Genomic DNA, 1,758 nt, shown 5'->3' on the forward strand with positions numbered 1-1,758 from the left:
AGCCTGAATCCACTGTGTGATTCCTGGTGATCGTTTTCTGGTCCAATTCCTCCACGAGGAACGGTTCCGCAGGTGGAGGGGCTGTTTTCGGGTGTGGGAGGACCGCCGTGCTCGGGTCGCGGCTTGTCCGGTGGTTCTGGGGGACTCGGGGTGTGCGCGGTGGCGCGGATGACCGTGACGATCGTCGGTGGTGCGTGATCTGGGTTTCGGCTGGTCAGGCCGCTCGTGCGGCGGGTGGGTCGTGCATGGCGGTGAAGGCGTTGATCCAGGCGGGCTGCCAGCGCCATCCGGTGGGCAGGTGCAGGACCAGGTGGCCGTGGCCACCGGATCGGCCGTGCCGGGCCACCCGGGCGGGCACGCTGATCAGGTGGCGGCGCAGGGTGGCGCCGCGCGCCTTGGCGTGGAAGGCCGAGGCCAGGCAGCCCAGGCCGCGCAGCAGGTTGTGGGCGATCGCCGCCAAGGTGAGCCAGGCGGCGTTGGCCGCGAAGACGCCGGAGGGCAGGTGGGCGAGCGGTCCGTCGATCAAATCGGCGTTGACCTGCTCCTGCACCGCGTGATCACGATGCTGCTCCTCGGCCTGGAGGAGGGCATACGGGCTGTCGGTGAAGATCGGGTAGTAGCGGTAGGCGGGGAACAACTCGCCCTGGTCCTCGCCGGCGGGTTTGTCGAGTCTCTTGACCCTGCGCACGATCAGCCGGGCGATCACCTGCTTGCTCTTCTTGCTGGTAAACGCGGCGTAGGAGGTTTCGGCGACCTCGGCGTCGGAGACCCACCCGCCAGCCTGCCCATCGAAGATCGCCCGAGGGTACTTGATCGGCGTCCAGGCGTCGTCATCGATGGCGGCGATCGCCGCCTTGACCTTGGGATCCAGCTTGGCGGTGACCGAGAAGCGGACATCGGCGGCGCGGCAGGCGGTCACCACATCGGCGCTGTAGAAGGCTGAGTCGCCGCGCAGCAACAGCGTGCCCGAGCAGCCCGCCGCCCGCGCGGTCGTGATCGATTGGCTGATCAGGGAGGCTGCGCCGCGGCCCGACCCGCAGGTGCCGCCGCGCAGCCGGCTGGCCGCCACCACTGGCGCGGCCAGCGGCGTGGACAATGTGACGGCCAGCACATTCAGTCCGCGGACCAGCATATTCTTGCCTTGGATCTTGGTGTGGCCGAAGCCGGAGCCCTGCTTGGCGTAGCCGTAGGTGCGCCGCTGCATCGAATCGACGTCGAGGAAGGCCAGCACCTCAGCGCCGGGCAGCAGCGGGGTATGCGCGGCCAGCGCAACCAGCACCTGGCGGGCGACCTTGTCGAGCTGGCGGACATTGCCCCAGGTGAACGCGCGCAGGAACGAGCCCAGCGTGGACGGCGCCCGGATCCCGGCGAACAGTTTGTCCATCCCGCCGTGCCGCAGCAGGTCCAGGTCGTCGATGCTGTCGGCGCCACAGGCCATCCCGGCCACGATCGAGGTCACCTTCGCGGGCGCGTTGACCCCGTCGGCGGCCCCCAGCGCCACGTGCTCGCCGACCAGATGGTCCAGGCCGCACCGCTCGGCCAGCCGCAGCGCCGGAGCCAGCCCAGCGTAGGAGATCACATGCTCGTCATCGAAGATCGCCTGCGTACGGCTGGCGGCGTGGGAGAATCGCACTTACGAGGTGTCCTTTGTAACGGGCGGCTGGAAGCGTGAAGAACTCCCATCCTCCCAGTTCAAAGGGCACCTCACTTGATTTCCTGGTCCTCGCTCAAAGTTTCACGCCGTGGATTCAGGCTAAG

1 protein-coding gene is annotated in these 1,758 nt (G+C 68.3%); it reads right to left on the reverse strand.

The window, feature by feature from the left end; genetic code table 11:
- Nucleotides 1-214 precede the first annotated feature (214 nt).
- On the reverse strand, nt 215-1,633 hold the full coding sequence (locus ACIBVN_RS60815) for an IS1380 family transposase (RefSeq protein ID WP_397152031.1): 1,419 nt from the start codon (nt 1,631-1,633) through the stop codon (nt 215-217).
- Between the last annotated feature and the right edge of the window lie 125 nt (nt 1,634-1,758).

This window comes from Nonomuraea sp. NPDC049400 (assembly GCF_044466425.1).
GTDB lineage: Bacteria > Actinomycetota > Actinomycetes > Streptosporangiales > Streptosporangiaceae > Nonomuraea.